At 61.8% G+C, this 18195-nt stretch carries 15 protein-coding genes; 4 read left to right on the top strand and 11 right to left on the bottom strand.

The annotated features are described in order from the left end of the window. The first annotated feature begins 170 nt into the window (after positions 1 to 170). From BLW05_RS13465 to BLW05_RS13480, 3 genes are all read left to right on the top strand, one after another. Positions 171 to 2174, top strand: coding sequence for a CocE/NonD family hydrolase (locus tag BLW05_RS13465; protein WP_093163258.1), 2004 nt, complete (start codon positions 171 to 173; stop codon positions 2172 to 2174). A 141-nt stretch (positions 2175 to 2315) separates the two neighbouring features. Then, complete coding sequence (locus BLW05_RS13470) at positions 2316 to 3137, top strand: IclR family transcriptional regulator (protein ID WP_093163259.1); 822 nt, start codon at positions 2316 to 2318, stop codon at positions 3135 to 3137. 595 nt (positions 3138 to 3732) lie between these two features. Beyond that, complete coding sequence (locus BLW05_RS13480) at positions 3733 to 4506, top strand: IclR family transcriptional regulator (RefSeq protein WP_093164030.1); 774 nt, start codon at positions 3733 to 3735, stop codon at positions 4504 to 4506. A gap of 151 nt (positions 4507 to 4657) precedes the next feature. Here BLW05_RS13480 and BLW05_RS13485 read toward each other — a convergent pair whose 3' ends face one another. The 4 genes from BLW05_RS13485 to BLW05_RS13500 all read right to left on the bottom strand — a co-directional run bounded on the left by BLW05_RS13485 (position 4658) and on the right by BLW05_RS13500 (position 9274). Further along, positions 4658 to 6121, bottom strand: a complete 1464-nt coding sequence (locus tag BLW05_RS13485; RefSeq protein ID WP_177142650.1) for a tannase/feruloyl esterase family alpha/beta hydrolase — start codon at positions 6119 to 6121, stop codon at positions 4658 to 4660. 255 nt (positions 6122 to 6376) lie between these two features. Beyond that, entirely contained in the window at positions 6377 to 7351 is a 975-nt protein-coding gene (locus tag BLW05_RS13490; RefSeq protein WP_093163264.1) for a Bug family tripartite tricarboxylate transporter substrate binding protein, read from the bottom strand. Positions 7352 to 7383: 32 nt separating this feature from the next. Further along, positions 7384 to 7569: a DUF2783 domain-containing protein gene (locus BLW05_RS13495; RefSeq protein ID WP_093163266.1), complete on the bottom strand. Its 186-nt coding sequence runs from the start codon at positions 7567 to 7569 to the stop codon at positions 7384 to 7386. A gap of 7 nt (positions 7570 to 7576) precedes the next feature. Next, complete coding sequence (locus BLW05_RS13500; protein WP_093163267.1) at positions 7577 to 9274, bottom strand: FAD-dependent oxidoreductase; 1698 nt, start codon at positions 9272 to 9274, stop codon at positions 7577 to 7579. 104 nt (positions 9275 to 9378) lie between these two features. On the opposite strand from BLW05_RS13500, the gene BLW05_RS13505 reads away from it, so the two are divergent. Beyond that, positions 9379 to 10389, top strand: coding sequence for a LysR family transcriptional regulator (locus BLW05_RS13505; protein ID WP_256330280.1), 1011 nt, complete (start codon positions 9379 to 9381; stop codon positions 10387 to 10389). Between the two features lie 172 nt (positions 10390 to 10561). Here BLW05_RS13505 and BLW05_RS13510 read toward each other — a convergent pair whose 3' ends face one another. The 7 genes from BLW05_RS13510 to BLW05_RS13540 form a co-directional block, all read right to left on the bottom strand. Beyond that, on the bottom strand, positions 10562 to 11281 hold the full coding sequence (locus BLW05_RS13510; protein ID WP_093163269.1) for an ABC transporter ATP-binding protein: 720 nt from the start codon (positions 11279 to 11281) through the stop codon (positions 10562 to 10564). Further along, a complete protein-coding gene (locus BLW05_RS13515) occupies positions 11278 to 12066 on the bottom strand; it encodes an ABC transporter ATP-binding protein (protein WP_093163271.1) in 789 nt (262 codons plus the stop codon). The genes BLW05_RS13510 and BLW05_RS13515 overlap by 4 nt, the downstream gene beginning before the upstream one ends. Continuing rightward, a complete protein-coding gene (locus tag BLW05_RS13520; protein WP_256330281.1) occupies positions 12063 to 12929 on the bottom strand; it encodes a branched-chain amino acid ABC transporter permease in 867 nt (288 codons plus the stop codon). Before BLW05_RS13520 ends, BLW05_RS13515 begins: the two co-directional genes overlap by 4 nt. Before the next feature lie 176 nt (positions 12930 to 13105). Further along, on the bottom strand, positions 13106 to 14026 hold the full coding sequence (locus BLW05_RS13525) for a branched-chain amino acid ABC transporter permease (protein WP_093163274.1): 921 nt from the start codon (positions 14024 to 14026) through the stop codon (positions 13106 to 13108). 30 nt (positions 14027 to 14056) lie between these two features. Further along, on the bottom strand, positions 14057 to 15277 hold the full coding sequence (locus BLW05_RS13530) for an ABC transporter substrate-binding protein (RefSeq protein WP_256330282.1): 1221 nt from the start codon (positions 15275 to 15277) through the stop codon (positions 14057 to 14059). A gap of 34 nt (positions 15278 to 15311) precedes the next feature. Further along, positions 15312 to 15995, bottom strand: a complete 684-nt coding sequence (locus tag BLW05_RS13535) for a PadR family transcriptional regulator (RefSeq protein WP_093163277.1) — start codon at positions 15993 to 15995, stop codon at positions 15312 to 15314. A gap of 28 nt (positions 15996 to 16023) precedes the next feature. Beyond that, positions 16024 to 18192, bottom strand: a complete 2169-nt coding sequence (locus tag BLW05_RS13540) for a hydantoinase B/oxoprolinase family protein (RefSeq protein ID WP_093164033.1) — start codon at positions 18190 to 18192, stop codon at positions 16024 to 16026. Positions 18193 to 18195 lie beyond the last annotated feature (3 nt).

Below are 18195 nucleotides of genomic sequence, written 5' to 3' on the forward strand. Positions count from 1 at the left end.
ACGGTTACGTCTGCTTGCAACGCTACGGGTAGACCCGACTATTTCGAGTCATTGCGATTTGGTCTGATTACTTGTTTTCAGCATAGTCATCTGACTATGTCAGATGCAAAGGGGCCGCAGCGAAGCGGCAATCTAGGTAGGTCGGACCTCGAAGCAAGGAGACACTCGAGATGAAAACCAGCGATAACAGCGCGCAGCGCACATCGTCGGAGGCGGGATTCGCCTCCCCCCAACTCCCCACTACTCGTCGATGCAGCGGGCTCATGGCTGGGGCCCTTGTCGTTATCGCGGCATGCGCGACGGCCCCAGCGTTCGCCCATTGCGACGACAGCGACAAGAGGGGCGGAAACAATGGCTGCCAAGAGCAAGCCTTGACGCCCTATCCAGGCGGTGTCTGGACTCCGGGCCCAGCGCTCTACGGCACAAAACTCGACACCAGCATCCCCGTCACGATGAGCGACGGCGCCGTTCTCATGGTCGACGTCTCGTATCCGACCGACTTGACGACCGGCGCTCGGGTGCCTGGTCCTTTCCCCGTCCTATTGACCCAGACGCCCTATCTGGGCAACCCGTCGACCGCCGGCGACTACTACGTACAGCGCGGCTACCTGTTCGTGACTGCTTCGGTGCGAGGAACGAGAAACTCGGGCGGCGATTTCAGCTTCTTCAGCGAGCGCGACGCCAAGGACGGTGCAGAGTTGGCTCAGTGGGCGGCGACCAAGCTCCAAAACTCAAACGGAAAGGTCGGCCTGCAGGGCGGCTCTTGGGCTGGCCTCAACCAGATTTACACCGCGGCAGCAGCGGGAAAGAACTCGCCCATCAAGGCGCTCGCTCCGGTTTGCTTCGGCGCCGAGTTCTATCGCGAGACCTACTTCGCCGGCGGCATTCCGACCCAGACGGCGCAGTTCCCGCTGTTTTTTGGTGGTGCGGTGGGCAACAACCACGGCGCTACCGCCTACGGCCAAGCAGTCGTGAACGACATCTACGCAGGCGGCCCCAAAGCCTACGACCTGGACTTCTGGCAACTGCGAACCCCGGGGAACTACGCCAAGAAGATTGTTGAACTTGGCCTCCCTGCTCTCATCTGGAGCACCCACCAAGACATCTATGCGGAAAGCTCGTTGTCGATGTACGCCTACCTTCAGAACGCGTACAGCAACAGGCCCGTCTTCGGTCCGATGTCGCCGAACCAGAAGGCAACCGGTCGATATCAGGTCCTTATCAGCCAGGGCGGCCATTGCCAGTTCGAAGAGCAGACCAGGGGCCAGCACATCGCTGACAACATCACGCTCGAATGGTTCGACACGTGGCTGAAGGACAAACGCACTCGGATGAGCGATACGAGCCAGCCGCTTCACGTTCACGAGCTACTGTCGAACAACTGGATAAGCACATCCGCCTATCCGGTCTCGACGTCCTACAAGCAGTACTTCCTGAACTCGAATGGCCGCATGACGCGGCACATTGCTGGCTCGGCCGACAAGCAAACGATAAATTGGGCTCAGCCCGGGCCTGGCAGCACGCTTCAGTTCGATGGCCCTGTCATCAAGAAGGGGGCGACTCTCGCAGGCCCGATGAGCGCGTCCTTCTACGCGTCGTCCACCACGAAGAACCTCGAACTCATTGCTTCGGTCTCTCTGGTGGACGCTCAAGGGACGGTCACGCCCATTTCCTCAGGGGCGGTGCTAGGAAGTCTTGCGACCAACATCCCATCACGCTCCTGGGTGGACAAGAAGGGCGTGCCGGTCAAGCCCTACGGCGCTTACGACACGGACAGGTATTTGCCCGCGGGGTCGGTTAACAAGTACGACTTCCTGATTTCTCCCAGGTTCGTCGCGATACCTGCCGGTGGAAAGCTGCGTCTGACCGTAACCACGCAGACGCCCTCGCAAGGCTCAAACGGTGCCTACAGCCCTGCACCGGCCGGCAGCCAGTGCTCTCCGGTGCTTGGGACCGACCCCTGCTACCCGACGATGCCACAACTGGCCTCGCTGACGGGAAGTGCTGTGTCGCTGTACTACGGGCCGCACAACCGCTCGTCTCTGAACCTTCCGTTGCTCAAGGCTGGCTGCTTCAGCCCCGAAAGCACCACCAGTCTTCCCTATTGGAAGGGCGACAACGACCTCGAGGGTCGCGGCCCCTGCCAAGAACTGGACGACGACGGCGAGGATTGATGGAAGGGTCCAGGTGACCCCATAGGCAAACGGCGGCTCTTGCCGCCGTTTGCGCTCAAGCACCCTAGGGAGGTCGCCAAGGCGGCATCCAGGTTGCCCGCACCATAATTCGCGCAGCCTGCAAGACCCACGCACTACTACATGGCAACTTCAGAACTCCCAGGACAAGCTTCAGCGGAAAAGAATCGCCGCGGCATCCAATCCGTCGAAATTGGGAGTGAGCTGCTGCTCCAACTCGCGCGTGTCGGGCGGCCTGTTGCTCTCAAGGACCTGGCCAGGCTGGCCGGGATGACTGCGGGCAAGGCTCATCCCTACATGGTGAGCTTTCTCAAGGTGGGCTTTGTGTCGCAGAACGACTCCGGCCTCTACGAGCTTGGTCCACTCGCTTTGCAGCTGGGGCTCACGCGATTGCAGCGTCTGGACCCGGTCAAGGAGGCCTCCAAGCTGATAGAGGCCCTCGCGGAGGAGACTGGGCAAAGCGTTGCCATTGCGGTGTGGGGGAACTTGGGACCGACGGTGGTTCGGCTTGAAGAACCCATCCAGCCGCTGCACGTGAACCTGCGAACCGGTACCGTCATGTCACTCGACAACACCGCGACGGGACGCCTCTTTGCGGCCTACATGCCGCCCATGGTTGTCGAGCGCCTGTTAAACCTCGAACTGGCGCGTCAGAGCTATGGAACTGACCTTGGGAACAAGTTCCCTGGCGAGACACTGCAGGAAGCACTCGCCGAGATACGCCAGCACGGCTTGTCGAGAACACGCGGCCATCCCATCCCGGGTATCGATGCCATTTGCGCCCCAGTGTTCGACTATGAGGGACATTTGGTCCTTGGCGTCTTGGTGATGGGGCCATCAGCGACTTTCGACACCGAGTGGGACGGCGAGATTGCGCGACCGCTTCGCCGATGCGCGCAGGAAATCACCAGGCGCCTTGGCAGGGACGGAAACAGCCAGGCCTGATTGCCCGGTCGCTGCGCCCTACTTTTCTTGGCTCTTCGCGCTCGGAGCTACTGCAAGCGTCCTGGGCGACTCCGGCTGGGGCTCGCGTTGGACAGCAGCCTTGGATTTGGCTCCGGCAACGTTCTTGTTCTCTTCTATTAGTGAAGCAGCTGCTGCGCTGTTCGCGAACCTGTCCGCAGTCGTCGCCGAATCCTGGTCCTCCGGCGGCGCCTCCGGTGCCTTCATCGGGTCTTCCGCCTTCGGAGTTTCCGTCGTGGAAACGCCGCTAGAGGTGACATCCATTGGCGTGAATGGCGACCCTCCTCCTCCACCCCCACAAGCGGTGAGCGCGACAGAGATGTACCCCACTAGCGCTTTCCATGCGCAGACCTTCGCTGTAGCTCGCATTTCGCTCCTTTGTCCGGCACTGACGCCGCTCCAAACGCGAGCGCTCAGTGGAGGTATTCGATTAAGACGCATCGTCTCACATTATCGAATTCCTTTGATTTAGAGCATTCCCTACCCAGCTGGTTGGAGCCAGTGCCGCCTGAGGAACACCCGCGAGGCTTCCAACAGGCGGTTGGCTATCATCATTCGAGGCTTTGGGCACAACGACATGGAAAAAAGTAGACGTGGAATTCAGTCAGTGGAAATCGGAAGTGCACTGCTTCTCGAGCTGGCTCGCCACGTCAGGCCAATGGCCTTGAAGGACTTGGCGACAGCCGCGGCAATGACCGTCGGCAAATCCCACCCCTACATGGTCAGCTTCATGAAGGTTGGCTTTGTGACCCAGACCCCCGCTGGCCAGTACGAGCTTGGGCCTCTTGCGCTGCAACTTGGGCTCACGAAACTGCGCCAAATTGGCCCGGTCCGGGAAGCCTCGAAGGTCGTTGAGGAGCTTGCGAAGCAAACCGGCAAGAGCGTTGCGGTCGCCGTCTGGGGAAACCTTGGCCCGACCATCGTCCGCCTGGAAGAGCCGATTCAGCCCCTGCACGTCAACTTGCGGCAGGGCACGGTGATGTCGTTGACGAATACGGCAACCGGTCGGCTGTTCTCAGCGTACATGCCGCCCAAAGTCATCGAGCGCCTCATCCGAACTGAGGGAGCCCCCCAAAGCAACGCTGAAGACCAGACTTTCGACCCTGAGAAGTTCGAAGCGCAACTGGCTGAAACCAGGAAGCACGGGCTTTCCCGTGCCCAGGGTCATCCAATCCCCGGGATTGACGCCCTTTGCGCCCCCGTCTTTGACCCGGCGGGCAACATCGTCCTCGGCATTCTGGTTATGGGGCCTTCGGCGACCTTCGACGGCGACTGGGATGGGTCCGTCGCACGACCGCTTCTCGAGTGCGCGGCGGAAATCTCGCGCCGACTCGGCCGGTCGTCCGCGTAGGCGGCACCGTCCCAGTCCACTTCGCGCACCGCGCGTATGGCATGCCTACGCCTTTTCTTTCGATTGCACGCCTCGCACGCCGCACTGCACTCACGCAACGATTTGCACAAAGCGAGCGGTCCACCTCAAGGCGAACCGCCGTGCCTGGCCGTTACGGAGCCGTGCAGCTATAACTAGCAGCGCTGTTCACATCGCCGCCTGAGACGTAGCGCGGATACTGCGGGTATTGGCATACCGGAATGGACTTCGCAGCGCCAGTGCTCATCTTGCCGTTGAAGGTGAGTTGCGTGGGCGCCGTGCCGGCCTCCACCCACTTCACGATGGCATCGTCCCATCTGACCTGGGTCAGGGCCTGCGAGCCGCCGTGACCCGTGCCAGGAACGATAAAGTACCGGCTCGAAGTAGACGGGTCAGCCAGCCCCATGCCCTTCGCGATGGAGTAGACCGTGTTCAGGTTGCGGGTGTGCTCGTTAATCGACAGCAAGCCGTCAGCCCCGTCGTGATAGGTGAGGAACTTCTTGCCGCTTGCGATGTACTTTGCGATGGCAATCTTGTCGACATCTGCACCGACGGCCTGAAGCCCGGCTGCGACTGGGCCGTAGTCCACATTGACGTCAAACGTCGCCTGCTTCGCTGCAGTCAGCCACGACGCATCACCCGTTGCCATGGCGACGTACCCACCGCCGAGCCCACCGAATGAGGCGGGGTTCGTACTAGCCCACCCATAGCCAGAGTAAATCGTGTTGCCCAACGCATCGGTCCACGTTCCCCCGAAGAGTTTCTGCACCGTAGGAAGCTGAGCCGTAGTCAAGCAGAGCGCGGGGTCAGTGCTTGCCAAAGGCTGGCCGCAAACTTGAGTGGCCGGGTCAAACGTGCACTTCGAGTAGTTCGCAATCACTCCGTCGGTCACATTGTCGGCCGCGTCACACGACGCTACTGCTGCCTTGTAAACAGCGGACCACTGCGCACTGCTCGGCATTGCAGGGGTTCCGGCGAGACCTGCCATGCTGGTCCACGCGACCGTCTGTCCTGGCATGCTGAAACCGTAGCATCCGGACACGGCCCCATCGAATTCTTCAGGCCAACGTTGAACTGCAATCGCAGCGTTGCGACCTCCGTTCGAGCATCCAACGAAGTACCGATACTTCGAATCTTGCTTGAAGAACTCCTGAATCACCCCTTTGGCGAAGTACAGCGTCGTGCCGAGTGAGGCGTACGCGTAGTCCGTCATGGACTGCTTTCCAGCATCCGTGCCGTCGAAGAAGACGGCCGGCGCGGCCTGGCCTGCAACGTTAGAGCGGTTGCCGCCGTTTGACGCCGCGTAGACAGCAGCTTGAGCCGTGACAGCGCTTGTGACTGCTGTGACTGCCCCTGAGCTGTTCTTGGTGATGGCTGATGGAATACGCCCGTCAAATCCTCCACCGCCTTGTTGCCAGTAGCGTCCGCTCCAGTTGTCGGGGACAACGACCTCGATATCGAGGTAAGGGGCGCGAGTCGCGAGCACCTGGCACATGCCGGACGTGCCAAGGGTGGAATCGGCTTCAATTCGATTGGCCGCAGTCACAGTTGCCGAGGCGTACGTCTTTCCGACCATCGCGGCACAGGTCGCCTTCATGGCGTCAATCGACGGCAACGGGTTCGTCGGGGTTGTCGGGGTAGTCGTCGTTGGAGTGGTCGGGTTGCTTGCAGTGCTCGCTGGCGGACTATTGCCACCGCCCCCACAAGCGGCCAACGTGACCGCGCACAGCGCGGCCAGTGCCCAGAGCCCGACAGTTTTCCGGGGTCGCTGCGAAGCGCTTTCCGAAGGGTTGTGAACAGGAATATTCATCACGTTGTCTCCTATGGTTGTTGTGTTCGTGCGTTCAGTCGCTCAATCAAGGCGGATGGAGTTCGCCTTGATAACCTTGCCCCACCGCTCGCGTTCCGCGTCCACGTAGGCGGTCATTTGTTGCGGCGTTCCTGGCATGCCCTCAAGTGCGAGGGTTTGGAAACGCGCCTTGACTTGCGAGGAGTTCAGCGCCTCCTGAAGCGCCTTGCTCAACTTCGAGATGACCTCGGGCGAGGTGCCAGTTGGAACCACGAGACCCTGCCAGGCAAAGGCAGTGAAGTCCTTGACGCCCTGCTCGCTGATGGTCGGGACGTCGGGCATCGTGGCCAAGCGCGCAGGGCTCGCGACTCCGATGGCACGAAGCTTTCCGCTCGCGATGTATTGCTGCACGCTGGCGGTATCGATGAAGCCGAACGGAATCTGACCGCCAAGCAGGTCTTGAACAGCAGGAGCCGCGCCGCGGTACGGTGCGTGTTGCAGGCTGAGGCCGGTGCGCTCCCGGAAGAGTTCTGCTGCCAGATGGTGCGGGCTACCAACACCCGCAGACGCGTAGGTCACTGGACCATTGGTCTTAGCCCATGCGAGGAACTCGGTCAGATTCTTCGCAGGCACAGTCGGGCTAATCACCAGCAGCATGGGGAATCGGGCGAGCATTCCCACTGGCTGAAAATCCTTCACCGGGTCATAGGGCAGCTTCGCGAAGAGCCAAGGATTGACAGCCAGCGTTGCGAAGTCGGCGGACAACATGACGTGCCCGTAGTCCTTGGAGTTCGAGACATAGCCGGCGGCAATGTTGGTCGCAGCGCCCGGCTTGTTGTTGATGACGATGGGCTGGCTCATCGATTTGCTCATGGCGTCCGCAACAGTGCGGGCCACGACATCTGAGCCCCCGCCGGCGGCGTAGCCGACAACCCATTCGATGGGGCGGCTGTCCTGAGCAAATGCCAAGCTGGGCAGCGCTGCTGCAAGCACCCCGGCTCGCAGCACATTGCGTCGTGAAATCTGTGTCCGAATCATCTTGTCTCCGTGGTAAATTGAATGCAGTGGAGCTAGCCGCGCGCCTCGTGAAGCGCCTCACGCAGGACGTCGACTGAGCCGATATGGTTTGAAAGCAGAAGAACCAGCCTTGCGTTCAGGGCCTGGCTTTGCGCGAGGGACAGGTCTTGATGCGCCTCTATCAGCGCCTCGTAGAACTCGTCGGGAGCAGAGAGGTTGGGGGTAGTGATGAGCGCCATCTGGTTCTCAGTGCGCAGCGAGCGCTCGTTGCAGGGCGGCCGGTAGCCAGGACGGGTCCGCGAGCTCGCCTCGCGCACAAACGTGTTGGTCTGGACGCAGAAGCACAACTGAACCGAGCTTCATCTCATAGCGCTTTGCCACCAGGCCAGCTGCGTCGACCAGGTCGGCGTCGATACCAGGAGCGTTCGCGACGGTGAGCACCTTCACGGGACCGGTCGTACCCGCAGCGTCAAAGAAGCCCGCCAATTGCTTGGACTCGCCGCCGTCCGCCAGCACCAGTGCGGTGAAGTCAGCACCAAGCTGCCGGAGCAGCCAGGAAGAGGTGCCATCAGGGAGCCGCACCGGGGCATCCGTCGCCGGCGCACCGGGGACCATGCGCTGGAAGTCACCGCCCAAGACCGGCGTGTTAAGGGACGACTCTCTGAGCGTCGCTGGGACCGATAGGCGTCCGCTGTTGACCAATGTGCGGGCAAAGGGGTGCCTTTTTGCCAGGTTCAGGACCGCGTCGCGAAAGAGCCGACTGACTTCGCTCTTAGGCGTGATGAAGTCGGTCGCACGGGTCGAGTTGAGAATGTTCTCGTCGGCGGCGTATTCACGCTCGACTGCATAGCTGTCCAACAACGTGTCCGGAGCTCGGGCTTGGACCACCGCAGCAAGCTTCCAGGCCAGGTTCTCGGCATCCTGCACCCCGGAGTTGGCACCACGCGCCCCAAAGGGCGAAACACCGTGTGCTGAATCGCCTGCGAAGAAGATGCGCCCGTGCCTGAATTTGTCCATGCGCAAGCACGCGAATGTGTAGACGCTCGCCCACTCCAGCTCGAATTCGGCGTCCTTCATCGAGGTGTGCGCGAGCATTTGCTTGACGCGAGGAATGATGTTCTCGGGCTTCTTCTCTTCGTCCGGGTCAGCATCCCATCCGAGCTGGAAGTCGATGCGCCAAACGCCGTCTGGCTGCATATGAAGCAGCACGCTTTGATTGCGGTGAAAGGGAGGGTCGAACCAGAACCAGCGCTCGGCGGGCTGTTCCAGCTTCATCTTCACGTCCGCGATGAGGAAGCGGTCACGGAAAACGCGTCCTTTGCTCTCTTGGCCAATCAGTTGGCGCACTGCAGAGCGCGAGCCGTCGCAAGCAACCAGGTAGTCGGCGGCCAGTTGGTAGGGCCCCTCCGGCGTATCGATGGTGACGAGAACGTGGCCTTCCTTCTGCTCGACGTTGAAGACCCGGTTGTGCCAGCGAACGTCGATGAGGGGCAGTTGCGCAGCGCGCTCCGCCAGATAGCCTTCGACGTAGTACTGCTGCAGGTTGATAAATGCGGGCCGCTCGTGGCCGTCCTCTGGCAAGAGGTCGAACTGGTAAATCTGCTCCTCGCCAAAGAAAACGCGGCCGAGTTTCCACGACACGCCCTTTTTGACCATCCGGTCGCCGCATCCCAAGCGGTCGAAGATTTCAAGGGTGCGCTTGGAAAAGCAGATGGCGCGCGAGCCAGTTGAGAGCCTGAAGTCGTTGTCGAGCAGAACGACGGGCACTTCGCGCTGTGCTAGGTCGATGGCAAGGCTCAACCCGACCGGCCCCGCCCCAACCACTACTACGGGCTTGCGCGCCGGGGTCGCGGCGCCTTGGTCTGGGGCCCGCTCAAAGTCGAATTCCAAGGCCTGATAGTCCAATCCGGCCGGCCCCACTTCGGGCATCTCGGCGAATCTCATGTCTGGCCTTTCTGCGGCCAGCTCCTGGCGTGCACTTGTCTCATTTGGTCTGCTTCCACGTAGCGGGGCAGACGATACGAGGGGCGGGCAAATGAGACAACGCCATGACGCTCATGCCTAGAATGAGCGCGATTCATGCTGCGGCGCGGCACGCTACCCCTATGGCCTCCATCGATTCAAACCTGAAGCAACTGGACCTCAACCTTCTGGGGGTCCTAGACGCCTTGCTGCGTGAGCAAAGCGTCACACGCGCAGCCGACTCACTTGGCATGACGCAAAGCGCGGTCAGTCACTCGCTCAGCCGTCTGCGGACCTTCTTCGACGACTCGCTGTTCGTGAAGTCATCACAGGGCATGGTGGCGACGCGCAAGGCAGAGTTGTTGCGTCAGCCCGTCATGGACATCATGGCCACCGTCCGCCAGCAGGTCTTAGCTGAGGCAGGTTTCCATCCGGAACGCTCCCGCAGAGCCTTCGTGTTCGCAATGACTGATGCCGGGGAGTTGGTGTTTCTTCCGCCGCTGCTGACCAAGCTACGGCAGGAAGCGCCGCACTGCACGGTGCGGACGGTGCAGGTTCCAATTGAGCAGATTGAAGGGCTGCTTGCCTCCGGCGAGGTCGACCTGGCGCTGGGTTCAATCCGTTCCGCCCCAGAAGGCCTGTATCGCCAGCGTCTCTTCCTCAACACCTTCGTCACCATCGTCAGTGCTAGCAACACGTCGATTGGCGACAGCTTGACGATGGAGCAGTTTCAGCTAATGCCCCAAGTGGTGGTCTCCCTTGAAGGCAAGCCTGGCACCGCGTATGACAAGCTAGTCGAAGAGCAGGGTCTGGAGCGCAACGTATTTCTGACGACACCGCATTTTCTTGTCGTGCCGCTGCTCCTTGAGCGGCATCCGGACCTCATTGCGACCGTCCCGATGGAACTCGCAAGTGCGTTCTCAAAATACGGCACGCTGCGGATTCTGAAGCCGCCTCTAGAGTTGCCGCAGTTCGCGTTGAGCCAGCACTGGCATCCTAGATTTCACAACGACCCAGCAGTGAGTTGGCTACGCGCACTTGTGAAGCGCACGTTCGAGCACTACCGAGAGCCGGAATTGGAAGCGGCTGCGAAGTAGCGCTGGCTCCGGTGACGCCCGGCTGAGTGACCGCTTTCGGCTCTGGATTGTGTCGGTGCATGTACTTCCGCTTCTGGCCCGAATGCCGGCATTGCGTTTTACTTCGCAAGACCCGAACCGCACCTTCATAGGCCGCACCGGGCGAGTTCTGCGAGTGGGGGCGGTACCCTACTTACACGCCGAGATACCTACCAACGGTCTCAGGACTGGCACGTAGGTCGCGCGAACTCCCGCTCCAGACCACCCGCCCCTTCTCCAGGACGTAGTGTCGGTCCGCAAGTTCGAGAAGCGCCCGGATGTTCTTGTCAATCACAACCATCGCCAGACCGTCCCGTCGCAGATTCGCCAGCGCCTTCCAAATCTCCCCGCGCACCAAAGGCGATAACCCTTCGGTGGCCTCATCAAGCACGAGCACGCGCGGGTTTGTCATCAACGCTCTCCCGATGGCCAGCATCTGTTGCTCGCCACCCGACAGCTGATTTCCGAGGTTGCTCCGCCGCTCTTCCAAGCGAGGGAAAAGCTCGTAGATGCGCTTCAGTCCCCACGGTTCGGCCTGGCTGCTCGGACTCGACGCGCGCCTAGCGGTTGCAGTAAGGTTTTCCTGGACGGTGAGGTTGGGAAAGATTTGTCTTCCCTCTGGAACAAGGCCCAGCCCGAGCCGGGCAATCCGATGGGATGTCCACCCATCGCAACGTTGGCCGCCGACATGAATCTCGCCACCGCCGGGGCGCAGCAGACCGAATACACACTTCACCGTCGTCGAGCGCCCCATCCCATTGCGCCCAAGTAGCGTCACTACTTCGCCAGCGCCAACATCCAGTGAGACATCGAAGAGCACCTGGGCGGCGCCATATGACGCCCGTAGGCCACGGGCACTGAGGAGCGTTGTCATAGGACGCCCTCCTCGGAATCGACGCCTTCCTCTCCCAGGTAGACCGCGCGGACTTCCGGGTGGTCACGTATCTCGCTCGGCGGCCCCTGCAAGAGGATTCGACCGTTCACCAACACTGAAATCGTGTCGGCAAGCGCAAACACCGCGTCCATGTCATGTTCGATGAGCAAGATGCCGTACCTCTGCTTCAGGCTTTTCAGCAGTTCCACCACCACCGCAGATTCCTGCGGGCTCATCCCGGCCATTGGTTCGTCGAGCAGGAGGAACTTCGGTTTGGATGCGAGTGCCATGGCCAATTCGAGTTGCCTGCGCTCTCCATACCCGATGGCTTCGACAGGCGTATCGGCCTTCGCTTCAAGTCCAGTTGCGGTCAACGCCTGCTCAGCGGCTTCCACCAGGTCACGGCGCTTCATGAGCGGCTGCCAGAACCGAAAGCCGTGTTCCCGCGTGCCCAATGCGGCGAGCGCCGCGTTCTCCAGCACGGTGAACCGCTCGAAGACAGACGTAATCTGGAACGAGCGGAGTAGCCCAGCACGCGCTCGCTGCTGAACCTTCAGGGTCGTCACGTCGACACCGTTGAATACGATACGCCCAGCATGTGGCGACAGTTCACCGCTGATTTGGTTGACGAGAGTGGTTTTCCCTGCACCGTTCGGGCCGATGATGGCGTGCAGTTCCCTGTCCGCGACTCGCAGCGAGACACTGTCCGTCACCCGTAGCGCCCCGAAGTTGCGCACCAGGCCATCAACTTGCAAAAGTGCTGATGACGTTTCTGACGTACTCATTGCGACCTCGCCTTCAAGGCTGCAGCAGCGCGCCGAGCATCCAGCCGCTCAAGCCATCCGCAGAGTCCACCCCGGCCGAGCAAGGCGACCAAAACGATTGCTGGCCCAAGGATGACCATCCAGTGGTCCGTGGTCCCCTTTAGCAGTTCCTCGAGGACCATGTAGCTCAAGGCACCGAGCAACGGTCCAGAGGTGAACCCGACGCCTCCGATGACCAGCATCACGAGCAGGTCGCCGGAAACCTGGAGCGTGAAGGTGGCCGGCGACGCATAGGCGCTCAGGTTCGCGAGAAGGACTCCGGCGATTCCGCAGACGGCCCCCGACAGCACGTAGACGGCGAGGCGATAGTGCAGAACCGTGAGGCCGGAAGCGAGGACACGCCGCGAGTTCTGCTCTGCGGCCAACAACACCATCCCGAAGGGCGCGCGCTTCAGGCGGGCCATCCAATATGTCAGCAGCGCGAGGAGCACCAGCGCCACGACGTACACCTTCGCCGAGCCATCCAACCCCCAACCAGCGAACTGGCTGTGAACCGGGATTGCCAGGCCATCGTCGCCGCCGTACTGCTTCAGACTGACAAAGAGGAAGTACCCCATCTGCGCGAACGCGAGGGTAATCATGAGGAAGCCTAGACCGCTTGTCCTCAGGCTGATGGCACCGGTGACGGCAGCGACGAGCGAACAGGCGCCGAGCGCAATCGCCAGATGGAGCCATCCGCTCGACTCCCCGTAGAAGGCTGGAAGAGCAACCGAGTACGCGCCGATGCCCACGAAAAGGGCATGGCCCAGGCTAACCAGGCCACCAAGGCCCAGCGCGAAGTGCAACGCGCTTGCCGCAATCGCATATATCAGGATGCGCGCCACAACAGTCACGTAGTACGGCTCCCCGCTTGCGAGGGCCCAAACTGGAAGCGCTACCAGGGCAGCCCAAACCAACGCTGGAACGCCACGCGAGAAGCCGAGTGCCGGCACGGACCGGCGCGAGGCCGCGGTTGTTGGCACAAAAGAGCGTGCCTGGAAGGAACTGGCCGACATCGACGTCACACCTTGTATGGTCGGAAGAGGCCCTGCGGCCGGAGGGCGAGCACGACGGCCATCAGGACGTAGATGCTCATGGACGCAAGCGCGGGTCCTGCGGCGTTGGCAACCTGGCGGTCCAGGAACTCGCGCAGGAGCATTGGGAGAAGTGCCCGCCCCATGGTGTCGACGAGGCCCACGATGAGCGCGGCAACGAACGCGCCACTCACAGACCCGATACCACCAATGACAATGACAACAAGGACCGTCACCAGCACGCCGTCACCCATCCCGGACTGAACCGACAGCATCGGACCTGCGAACGCCCCGGCCAGTCCAGCAAGGCCCGCACCGATGGCGAAGAGGAGCGCGTTGAGCGCGCGAATGTTCACGCCAAGCGCACCGACCAGCGCAGGATTCACCGAGCCGGCTCGAATCAGTGTGCCCAGACGCGTGCGCTGGATGAGCCAGTACGACCCCAAAGCCACCGCGACGCCGGCACCGATGATGACCAGTCGGTAGACGGGGTACTTGAACCCAAACAGTTCGAATGTGCCCTCGAGGCTGGCGGGCAGCGACACGAAGTACGGTTGGCTGCCCCATATCATTCGGGCGAGTTCATTGAAGAACATCACCATGCCGAAAGTCGCCAGGACATGGTCGAGATGGTCTCGCCGATAGAGCCGAGACACCGCGAGGTACTCAAGCGCGGCACCGATAGCGAGGCACGCCGCGACGGCCGCCAGCACGGCCAGGGTGAATGACCCCGTCGCATTCAGCACTACGGCTGCGGCGTAGGCACCCATCATGTACAGGGCACCATGCGCCAGGTTCACGAAGCTCATGATGCCGAACACGAGCGTCAAGCCCGCGGCGAGCAGGAACAGCAGCACGCCGTACTGCAAGCCGTTGAGCAGCAGGGAAAGCAGGAGGGTAGAACTCATCGCGGGCCTCGCCGACGTTTCGAACAGGCGCTAGCTGGGCAGTTTGCAGTCCTTCGCGTAGCTGTCCTTGTGCGCAGACAGCGCAGTCGCGACCTGCTTCATCTGCACGCCGTCACCCGACTTCGCCGCCTGGAACACGTAGAAGTTCTGGATGGGCATGTTGTTGTTGTTGAACGCGAAGCTGCCACGCACCGTCGGGAAAGTCTTGGCAGCAGATTTGATGGCCGCCGCCAGGGCGGCCTTGTCGTTTGCCTTCCCGCCGGCCTGCTTGATGGCAGCGTCAAGCAGATTGGCTGCATCGAAGCCCGTGGCCGCGTACAGACTTGGCGTGCGCCGATACTTCTTCTCGAAGGCGGCCACGAACTGTTTCGAAGCCGGGTTGTCCAAACCGGCGTCCCAGAGTGCGCTCGAGTACACGCCAACCGCCTGGTCCTTGAGCGCTGGAAGGGTTGTAGCGTCCACGGTGAAGACCGAGTACAGCGGGAGCTTCCCGCCACCAAGGCCTGCCTGGTTCATCTGCTTGATGAAGTTGACGCCCATGCCCCCCGAATAGAAGAAGAACACGGCATCTGGGTTGGCCGCCTGTACCTGAGCAATCTCAGCCGAGTAGTCCGGCTGGTTGATTTGCGTGTAAATCTCGTCGACGACGGCGCCCTTGAAGAAGCGCTTGAAGCCGTTGAGCATGTCCCGGCCGGCCTGGTAGTTCGGTGCAAGCAGCACCACCTTCTTGACGCCCTTGGACGTCATGTAAGAGCCCATGCCCTCCGCCGGACCATCGCTCTGCCAAGCGAGCGTGAAGAGGTTCGGCTTGCAGCTCGCTCCTGCGACCGCGGACGGCCCTGCGTTGGTCGCGAGCGCGGGTACGCCGGACTCCGCGATAAGCGGGAGAGACGCCATCAAGACGTTCGTGAAGCCCAATCCGACGAGCACGTCGACCTTGTCCTTCTCAAGGTACTTGCGCGTAATCTGGGCGCCGACCTCGGGTCGCACCTGGTCGTCCTCCTTCAAGACGGTTGCGGTCTGGCCGCCAAGCTTGCCCTGCAGCAACTCGACGCCCAACATGAACCCGTCGTATTGCTCCTGCCCAAGAATGCCAACGGGTCCGGACATCACGCCCGAGAACCCGACCTTCACGTCCGCCAGCGCCGGCTGCGCGAGCGCCGTTGCTGCAATTGCCAGGACTCCCGCCTTGGCGGTATCCAACATCCTTGAGAGTTTCACGTTGTCTCCTAAATTCGGTTCAGTTTTCAATCGCGCTGCATGAGAACCGGCATGCCAGCGCGCGCTATCTCGCCCTCGCCGCCTTTGCTGCCGAGGGTTCCTTCGAGGCTTCTTTGGGGCGCCGGCCGGAGGTTCGAGCGCCCTTGGGAAGCGGGCTGTTCAGCTTGCTGTCGTTGAGGCTGTCGAGCCAGGCGAGCACGTCATCGGCCCAATCGATTTCCATCTGAGCCCTTTTCACCAGACCCTCGAACGCGAACCACTTCATGCCAGTGATGAAGCCGTGCTTCTCGGCTGGTTCCTTGGCGAGGCGGTCGACGTTCCTCTCGTGCGTCCCATCCGCGATGGCATCACGCTCTGAGCTCCAGTGCGCGAGGCGCTTTGCGTAGTGCTCCCGGTGGCGAGTTGCATGCCGCCTGATGAACGAGAAGTCCGACCGGTCGAGAAACAGGAACCGGACCAGTTCCGCGTCCCTCTCCGGTGGGTGCTCCGCGTCGTCACTTTCCACCCATTCCTGTAGCGCGGCACGGCCAGCCTTCGTGAGCTTGTAGACGCGACGCTTGAGCTGGTCGCTCTCGTCGACGTCACCCTCAATCCACCCGAGTTCATCGAGTCGTTTGAGCTCGGGGTAGATTTGGCTTGGCAACGCTTCCCACATCGCGCCGGCACCGTCGGCGAACTTTCGGCCGAGCGTGTACCCAGACGCGGGCGTCGTGCTAAGGAATCCCAGGATGGCGTGACGAAGTGACATGAACGGATGGCTCCAGGCAGGCTAAGGACTAGGCTGCGGGAACGTCCAGTGCAGTCAAATCTAGGACCACATCGTCTTGAGGGGGACGGTCCCGCTCGTGAACATCAACCGCAAGCAGGTCGCCACTGAGCGGGCAGTGCCATGCGGTCAAAGCCAGATTCTCATGCAGGGTGATGCCCCACTCCGCCGGCGCGGCGTCGTACCGCTTGGAATCCGCCCCCTGCCGCCAACGGGTGTCCCCTTCGCTCAAGACGTGTCCCGCACGCGAGACCACTTTCACCTGCCCGTCGACTATCTCGACCGACAGAGCAGCCGAGAGCGGACGAAGCAGCTGCCGGACCTCCTGGACATCGGCAGCCTTCGGTTGCCGTCCGATGCGTTCTGCCCGAATGCCTCGCCTGAGCGATTCCGTCGTCGCCGCATCGGCCATCCCGTCATCCGCAAGTGCCACCCCATAGACCTGCTTGGCGGCAGCCTGCGACACCACACCGCGTCGCACGTCGGCGGCGACCGCTTCCGCATCCCGCATAAGCGGGTCGCCGAATCCCCCGCCGCCTTGCCAACGAACTTCGAACACGTCCTTGTTGGTCATCGGGATGTGACCGGGCTTGGGCCCGAAGTCTTCCCATACGCCGGAGCCGGTTGCTACGCCGTTCTTGACCGCACCCCGTCCGAAGCGCTGGAGGACGGTCGAACCAGGAAGACCACCACCCAGGCCCGCGGAGTTTGGAACTTCGGCCCCGTGAGTCATGATGAGCGCGTCGGCGCTTTCGATGCCGCCGAGGGTCAGGCCCAACTCGACCGAGCGGCCACCTCGGTATTCGCCTGCACCTCCGGTGTCCGTCGCAAGCCGGCGATGCAGGTAGAACAACGGCGCGACCTGCTCATTGCGCTCGACGTCTGCAATCGAGGGCATTGGCGCGTTGTTGGGGCCACCGGCACACACACCGTCCTTGGTAGCGAACGCTCCAGAGCCACCGGCCAGCGGGTCCATCAAATGGAGGCCGAACACTTCGCCGAACTGGTTTTTCCCGCCCAGGTTGAAGGTGGCCATCGTGCCGGAGTTCACGCCTTGCGCTCGACGGCTGTACTTCTCGGCGCAGCCCAGAAGCTTGTTGAGGACCGCGTTCACAGCGTTCGACACGACCCAGATGGTCTCGACCGTGGCCGACCCGACAGGCGCGGGGAACTTCGCGGTGCACACCAGCCCTTCAGGCGCAACGATTTCGCAGCAGTTGAGCAAGCCTTCGTTCCAAGGGATGTCGTATGCGAGCGTGGGGAAGAGACCACCCGCGACCCCACCATGGAGACCGGCGCGCGTGCAGTTGATGAACCCTGGGGCCTGCTCCGAAGAACCGCCGAAGTCGAAGACCAGCCGGTCAGCCTTCTTCGTCAGCTTCACATCGACCTTGTACAGCCGGTTCTCATGGCCGTCGTGCTCGAGGAAGTCGGCGGCGCGGAACTCGCCATCCGGCAGCTCCATCAACCGGGCCTTCAGCCGGGTCTCCGACGCGGAAATCATGCGGCGCATGACTTCCTTGATGGTGGCTGCCCCGTACCTGCGAACCAAGGCCGCCGTGCGTTCGCGCGCCACGTTGATGGTTGCGATGAATGCGCGAATGTCCAAACCGAGCTGTGCCGGCAGGCGGGACGCCGTTAGAACCATCTCGAGAACGTCCTCCCGTACTTCGCCGCCATCGACGAGCTTGACGCAAGGAATCCGCATACCCTCCTGGTACACCGACTTCGCCTTGGGGGACCAACTGGCGAAGTCCATGCCGCCGACGTCCGTTTCGTGAGCCTCCACGCCGGCCCAGGCAATCAGCTCGCCGTCCACGAAGATGGGGCCAGCCAGCTGCACGTCGTTTTGATGGAGGGCTCCGACGTACGGGTCATTGCCCAGGTACATGTCACCGTCCTTCACGTCGAAGTACGGACGGGAGGTGATGTGACGAATCAGCGAGCCGACCACGGGCGCCTGGTATGTGACCTGGAAGCCCATCGATGCGAAGGCACCGTCTGGCAGGTAGATGCCGGTGAAGAAGTCGGACGCCTCAGTCACCGTGGGAGACCCCGAGGCGCTTTGAAGCGCGACGCGCATGTCCTCCGTCATCGCAATCATGCGGTTGCGGATGACTTCGTACGTGATGGGGTTCAGCGTCGACGGCTCGGATTTCACAGTGTTCTCTTTGCTCATAGG

This window comes from Variovorax sp. YR216, assembly GCF_900107745.1.
GTDB lineage: Bacteria > Pseudomonadota > Gammaproteobacteria > Burkholderiales > Burkholderiaceae_C > Variovorax.

Excerpts from the sequence above, each read along its gene's own strand:
- BLW05_RS13500 (WP_093163267.1), bottom strand. The coding sequence starts at position 9,274 with ATGAGATTCGCCGAGATGCCCGAAGTGGGGCCGGCCGGATTGGACTAT.
- BLW05_RS13540 (WP_093164033.1), bottom strand. The coding sequence starts at position 18,192 with ATGAGCAAAGAGAACACTGTGAAATCCGAGCCGTCGACGCTGAACCCC.
- BLW05_RS13525 (WP_093163274.1), bottom strand. The coding sequence starts at position 14,026 with ATGAGTTCTACCCTCCTGCTTTCCCTGCTGCTCAACGGCTTGCAGTAC.
- BLW05_RS13505 (WP_256330280.1), top strand. The coding sequence starts at position 9,379 with ATGACGCTCATGCCTAGAATGAGCGCGATTCATGCTGCGGCGCGGCAC.
- BLW05_RS13480 (WP_093164030.1), top strand. The coding sequence starts at position 3,733 with ATGGAAAAAAGTAGACGTGGAATTCAGTCAGTGGAAATCGGAAGTGCA.
- BLW05_RS13495 (WP_093163266.1), bottom strand. The coding sequence starts at position 7,569 with ATGGCGCTCATCACTACCCCCAACCTCTCTGCTCCCGACGAGTTCTAC.
- BLW05_RS13470 (WP_093163259.1), top strand. The coding sequence starts at position 2,316 with ATGGCAACTTCAGAACTCCCAGGACAAGCTTCAGCGGAAAAGAATCGC.
- BLW05_RS13490 (WP_093163264.1), bottom strand. The coding sequence starts at position 7,351 with ATGATTCGGACACAGATTTCACGACGCAATGTGCTGCGAGCCGGGGTG.
- BLW05_RS13510 (WP_093163269.1), bottom strand. The coding sequence starts at position 11,281 with ATGACAACGCTCCTCAGTGCCCGTGGCCTACGGGCGTCATATGGCGCC.
- BLW05_RS13515 (WP_093163271.1), bottom strand. The coding sequence starts at position 12,066 with ATGAGTACGTCAGAAACGTCATCAGCACTTTTGCAAGTTGATGGCCTG.
- BLW05_RS13535 (WP_093163277.1), bottom strand. The coding sequence starts at position 15,995 with ATGTCACTTCGTCACGCCATCCTGGGATTCCTTAGCACGACGCCCGCG.
- BLW05_RS13485 (WP_177142650.1), bottom strand. The coding sequence starts at position 6,121 with ATGAAGGCGACCTGTGCCGCGATGGTCGGAAAGACGTACGCCTCGGCA.
- BLW05_RS13465 (WP_093163258.1), top strand. The coding sequence starts at position 171 with ATGAAAACCAGCGATAACAGCGCGCAGCGCACATCGTCGGAGGCGGGA.